Here is a 5,483-nt window from a genome sequence, read left to right as displayed (position 1 = left end):
CACGGGCGTCGGCGTCCTGACCGGCCTGCCGGCGCATGGCGTCGGCGTCGAGGGCCGCGACCTCGCCGACGTGCTCGAGGCCGATGCGGGCCTTGCCGGCGTGCAGGCGACCCTCCGAGACGCTGACCCGGGCGGACCCGTAGGACACGAAGACCAGGGCGAGCCCGGCCAGCGCGACGGCGGTGACGGCCCACGCCACGGCAGGCGGGGTCGCGACCACCACGGCCAGCCACAAGGTGGCCACCAGCATCGTCCCCTGCACCCACCAGCGCAGCGGGACACCCAGTCGTTCCGCGTACTCCACGGCGCAGAGCCTAGGCGGCGACCCGCCGGGTAGATTCACCGCCCGTGCCCCACCCACCGCTGCCCACCGACCTCGAGGTCGCGATCGTGCGCCTCGACGCCGACCTGCCCGTCCCGGCGTACGCCCATCCCGGCGACGCGGGGGCGGACCTGCGCACCACCGTCGACGTGTCCCTCGCGCCGGGGGAGCGGGCCCTCGTGCCCACGGGCATCGGCATCGCCCTGCCCGAGGGGTACGTCGCGCTGGTGCACCCGCGCTCCGGTCTCGCGGCTCGCCACGGGCTCTCGATCGTCAACACCCCGGGCACCGTCGACGCGGGCTACCGCGGCGAGGTCAAGGTGATGCTCATCAACCACGACCCGGTCACGGCGGTGGAGCTGCGACGGGGGGACCGGATCGCCCAGCTGGTCATCCAGCGGGTGGAGCGGGCCCGCTTCGTGGAGGTCGGGCAACTCCCTGACTCGGTGCGCGGAGAAGGGGGCTACGGTTCTACAGGAGGGTTCGGTCGGTCCTGACCGCTCGCCTCGGTTCCCCACGGACAGCGACGCTGCCCGTCATGAAGGAGTGATTGCTCGTGAAGTTCCGCCGCAAGGGCGAGCCCACGCAGGCGACGGACGGGCCCGACCCGGTCGCCGACGCTGCCGCTGCACCGACCGGCACCGGTCCCTTCGACGAGTCCGAGGTCGCCGGTGACGGCGTCGAGCGCGTCGACCTGGGGTCCTTGCTCGTCGCTCCGAGCCCGGGCCGCGAGCTGCGGCTCCAGGTCGACGAGCCGACCGGCACCGTGCAGGCCGTGATGCTCGCAGGCCCCGACGGTGCCCTGGAGTTCCAAGCGTTCGCGGCTCCCCGTCACGGGGACCTGTGGTCCACCGTGCGCCCGCAGATCGCCGCCGACATCGCCGCCCGGGGCGGCACCACGACCGAGCGCGAGGGTCGCTTCGGCACCGAGCTGCTGTGCCAGGTGCCCGTCCAGCGTCCCGACGGCGCCGCGGCCACCCAGCCGTCCCGCATCATCGGCATCAACGGGGACCGCTGGATGCTCCGCGCCTCGCTGCTGGGTCGTCCCGCCCTCGAGCCGGACGGCGCCGGCGAGTGGGAGGACGCGCTGGCCCAGGTCGTCGTACGCCGCGGCACCACCGCCATGCCCGTCGGCGAGCCGCTGCCCGTGGTGCTGCCCGAGCAGGCCCGACGGGTCACCTGAGCGCCATGCCCGACACCACCGGTCCCACGCCGCACCGCAGCCGGCTGCGCCGCAGCCTGTCGCGCTGGGCCGACACCGAGGACCAGCACGCCCGTGACCTGCGCAAGACGCACGCGGGAACCGCGGGCGAGACCTGCATCGCCGACGCACCGGACCGGGAGCAGGTCCGGCTGCGCGGCACCATCAAGACCGTCACCCTGCGTCCGCGGGGCGGGGTGCCCGCCCTCGAGGCCGAGCTCGACGACGGCACCGGGGTGATCCTGCTCATCTGGCTGGGTCGGCGTCGGATCGCCGGCGTGGGTCCGGGACGCGCCATGTACGTCGAGGGCCGCATCGGCACCGCGACGGGCCACCGGGTCCTCTTCAACCCGCGCTACGAGCTGATCCCGTGACCGAGCCCCACCCGACCGCCTCGGTCGAGACCGTCGAGGAGGTCGTGCGCCGCCAGCTCTCCCAGGCGCTCGGCGGTCGCCGCGGGATGGTGGAGGCCGCCGTGCCCACCATCGTGTTCACCGTGCTGTGGCTGACCACCCGGGAGCTCCAGCTCGCGGTGGGCATCAGCATCGGCGCGGCGCTGGTGCTCCTCGTCGCCCGCCTGGTCCAGCGCTCCAGCGTGCAGTTCGTCGTCAACGCCCTGGTGGGCATCGGCATCGGCTGGTTCTTCGTGCAGCGCTCCGCCGCGTCCGGCGGCAGCGCCGACGACCAGGCGCTCGCCTACTTCCTGCCCGGCATCCTCTACAACTCCGCCTACACCGTGGTGCTGGCCTTCACCTGCCTCATCGGCTGGCCGCTCGTCGGCTTCATGGTCGGCAGCGTGACCGGGGACGCGACGGCCTGGCACCGCGACAAGCAGGTCGTGCGGCTGTGCTCGCTGCTGACCTGGATGCTGGTGCTGCCCTGCCTGCTGCGGGTGCTCGTGCAGGCCCCGGTGTGGCTGGCGGGGTCGTCGGGGTCCATGGACGCCGACACCGCCGTCGCGACCCTCGGGATCATGAAGATCGCCCTGGGCTGGCCGCTCCAGCTCGCCGCGCTGGGCGCGATGGTGTGGCTGCTCGCGCGCAACCACACCCCCATGGAGCCCGCAGCCCCCGAGTAGCGGGGGTCAGCCCCCGTGGCCCTGCGGGGACAGGAGCCGCTCGAGCTCCTCCTCGACGTCGGCCGGCACCACGAACAGCAGCTCGTCGCCCGCCTCCAGCGGCTGCTCCGCCGACGGGGTGTAGACCTGCCCGTCGCGCAGGATCGTCACCAGCGCGCAGTTGTCGGGGAACGGCACGAGGCCGCTCGGGGTGCCGACGTACGGCGACTCCGGCGGGAGCGTCATCTCGACCAGGTTGGCGTTGCCCTGGCGGAACGTGAACAGCCGCACCAGGTCGCCGACCGAGACGGCCTCCTCGACCAGCGCCGACATGATCCGCGGCGTCGACACGTTGACGTCGACGCCCCAGGCCTCGGTGAACAGCCACTCGTTGTTGGGGTGGTTGACGCGCCCCACGGTGCGCGGCACGCCGAACTCGGTCTTGGCCAGCAGCGACGTGACGAGGTTGGCCTTGTCGTCGCCGGTGGCGGCGATGACCACGTCGCACTTGTCGAGCTGCGCCTCGTCGAGGGAGGACATCTCGCAGGAGTCGGCGAGCAGCCACTCGGCGTTCGGGACACGCTCGGGACGGATGGCCGAGGGCGCCTTGTCGATGAGCAGGACCTGGTGGCCGTTGCCGATCAGCTCCCGGGCGATGGAGCGACCGACGGCACCGGCCCCGGCGATGGCGACTCTCATCAGTGCTCCTCAGGTCCGTGCTCGAGAACGGAGTAGGCGTGCGCCGCCCCCTCCTCGCGGATGACGAGGTGGAGCATGTCACCCTCCTGGATGACGGTGTCGCGGGTGGGCAGCATGCCCTCGCCCAGGCGGTCGATCCACGCGATGCGGCTGCGCGACTGCTCCTGGAAGTGGATGGTGCGCTGGCCGACCCAGTGCTCGGGGACCTGGATGTGGTCCACCCGGATGGTGCCGGAGGGGTCGCGGAAGTCCGGCTCGGCGCCGGCCGGGAGGATCCGGCGCAGCACCTGGTCCGCGGTCCACTTCACCGTGGCGACCGTCGTGATCCCGAGGCGCTGGTAGACCTCGGCACGACCGGGGTCGTAGATCCGGGCGACGACCTGCTGGATCCCGAAGGTCTCCCGGGCGACGCGCGCGGCGATGATGTTGGAGTTGTCTCCGCTCGACACGGCGGCGAACGAGTCCGCGCGCCGGATCCCGGCCTTCTCCAGGACCTCCTGGTCGAAGCCGTAGCCGGTGATCTTGTCGCCGTTGAACGTGGGCCCCAGGCGTCGGAACGCGTCGGGGTCGCTGTCGATGACGGACACCGTGTGGTTACGGTCCTCGAGGCTGCGAGCCAGCGTTGAGCCGACCCGGCCACATCCCATGATGACGACGTGCACGGACGCACCGTATCCCAGGTGGGAGCGGCGATCGCGGCGCCCGGCCCGGTCATGACTAGGCTGCCGGTCGTGGGTGTCGGTGACGTGTCGAAACGGATCCTGCTCGGGCGCAAGCTCCGCAGCAGCCAGCTGGGGGAGACCCTGCTGCCGAAGCGCATCGCGCTGCCGGTCTTCGCCTCCGACGCGCTGTCCTCGGTGGCCTACGCGCCCGACGAGATCTTCATCATGCTGGCGGTCGCCGGAGCGTCGGCGTACGCCTGGTCGTGGAAGATCGGCCTCGCGGTCGCGCTGGTCATGCTCACCGTCGTGACGTCGTACCGGCAGACCGTGCACGCCTATCCCTCGGGCGGCGGCGACTACGAGGTCGCGACGGTCAACCTCGGTCGCACCGCCGGGATCACGGTGGCCAGCGCACTCCTCGTGGACTACGTGCTGACGGTCGCGGTCTCCATCTCCTCCGCCTCGCAGTACGCCGCCGGCGCGATCCCCTCGCTGGTCGGCCACGAGGCCGTGGCCGCCTGCGCGGCGGTGGTGGTGCTGACCGCGCTCAACCTGCGCGGGGTCCGCGAGTCGGGCACGTTCTTCGCCGTCCCCACCTACCTCTTCATGGTCTCCATCCTGGGGATGTGCGCCTACGGGCTGGTGCAGCTGCTCGCCGGGGACCTCCCCGAGGCCGAGAGCGCCGGCCTGCAGATCCAGCCGCAGGAGGGCTGGGAGGGCCCGCTCACGCAGGTGGCGCTGTTCTTCCTGCTGGCCCGCGCCTTCTCCTCGGGCTGTGCCGCGCTGACCGGCGTCGAGGCCATCTCCAACGGCGTGCCCGCCTTCCGGCGGCCCAAGAGCAAGAACGCCGCCACCACGCTCCTGCTGCTCGGCATGATCGCGATCAGCATGATGATGAGCGTCATCGTGCTGGCCAACCAGATGCACATCCGGTACGTCGACCCGCACGAGCTCGAGCGCCTGAAGACCGCCGCCGGGGCCGCGCTCCCCGCCGGCTACGAGCAGAACCCGGTGATCTCGCAGATCGCGTCCGGCGTGTTCGACCACTTCCCGCCCGGCTTCTACTTCGTCGTCACCGTCACCGGCGTGATCCTGGTGCTGGCCGCCAACACGGCCTTCAACGGCTTCCCGGTGCTCGGCTCGATCCTGGCCCAGGACGGCCTGGCCCCGCGGTCGCTGGGCTCGCGCGGGGACCGGCTCGCCTACAGCAACGGCATCGTGTTCCTCGCCGCCATGTCGATGCTGCTGATCTGGATCTTCGACGCCGAGACGACCAAGCTCATCCAGCTCTACATCGTCGGCGTCTTCGTGTCCTTCAACCTCAGCCAGCTGGGGATGATCAAGCACTGGACGCGGCACCTCAGGACCGAGCGCGACCCCGCGGAGCGGCGCCGGATGATGCGCGCACGGGTCATCAACACGTTCGGCCTCGGCATGACGGCGGTCGTCCTGGTGATCGTGCTCATCACCAAGTTCCTGGCCGGCGCCTGGATCACCATCCTCGCGATGATCTTCTTCTTCCTGATCATGCAGGGGATCGCC

General features: G+C 71.6%; 8 protein-coding genes. 5 read left to right on the top strand and 3 right to left on the bottom strand.

Annotated elements, in window-relative coordinates; translation table 11 throughout:
* Positions 1–304: DUF3093 family protein (locus ACXJKL_RS13310; protein ID WP_457207523.1), on the bottom strand; the 304-nt coding region annotated here is incomplete at its 3' end.
* A gap of 59 nt (positions 305–363) precedes the next feature.
* Between ACXJKL_RS13310 and dut the strand changes: the two genes are divergently transcribed.
* The 4 genes from dut to ACXJKL_RS13290 are packed head-to-tail and all read left to right on the top strand — an operon-like array spanning position 364 to position 2,601.
* The gene (gene dut / locus ACXJKL_RS13305; protein ID WP_457207524.1) at positions 364–819 is read left to right on the top strand and encodes a dUTP diphosphatase; all 456 of its coding nucleotides are present in this window, start codon (positions 364–366) and stop codon (positions 817–819) included.
* Positions 820–878: 59 nt separating this feature from the next.
* Positions 879–1,505, top strand: coding sequence for a DUF3710 domain-containing protein (locus ACXJKL_RS13300; RefSeq protein WP_457207522.1), 627 nt, complete (start codon positions 879–881; stop codon positions 1,503–1,505).
* Positions 1,506–1,510: 5 nt separating this feature from the next.
* A complete protein-coding gene (locus ACXJKL_RS13295) occupies positions 1,511–1,897 on the top strand; it encodes an OB-fold nucleic acid binding domain-containing protein (RefSeq protein ID WP_457207521.1) in 387 nt (128 codons plus the stop codon).
* Complete coding sequence (locus ACXJKL_RS13290) at positions 1,894–2,601, top strand: DUF3159 domain-containing protein (RefSeq protein WP_457207520.1); 708 nt, start codon at positions 1,894–1,896, stop codon at positions 2,599–2,601. The genes ACXJKL_RS13295 and ACXJKL_RS13290 overlap by 4 nt, the downstream gene beginning before the upstream one ends.
* A gap of 6 nt (positions 2,602–2,607) precedes the next feature.
* On the opposite strand, the gene ACXJKL_RS13285 is transcribed toward ACXJKL_RS13290, so the two are convergent.
* Positions 2,608–3,279, bottom strand: coding sequence for a potassium channel family protein (locus tag ACXJKL_RS13285; protein ID WP_457207519.1), 672 nt, complete (start codon positions 3,277–3,279; stop codon positions 2,608–2,610).
* Complete coding sequence (locus ACXJKL_RS13280) at positions 3,279–3,941, bottom strand: potassium channel family protein (RefSeq protein WP_457207518.1); 663 nt, start codon at positions 3,939–3,941, stop codon at positions 3,279–3,281. Before ACXJKL_RS13280 ends, ACXJKL_RS13285 begins: the two co-directional genes overlap by 1 nt.
* A 69-nt stretch (positions 3,942–4,010) precedes the next feature.
* Between ACXJKL_RS13280 and ACXJKL_RS13275 the strand changes: the two genes are divergently transcribed.
* Positions 4,011–5,483 (top strand): APC family permease (locus ACXJKL_RS13275; protein ID WP_457207517.1); only part of this gene is annotated, 1,473 nt, incomplete at its 3' end.

The organism is Nocardioides sp. P5_C9_2, from assembly GCF_054049555.1.
Note: the sequence above shows the minus strand (reverse complement) of the source record. Positions and strands in the feature narration are given on the sequence as shown.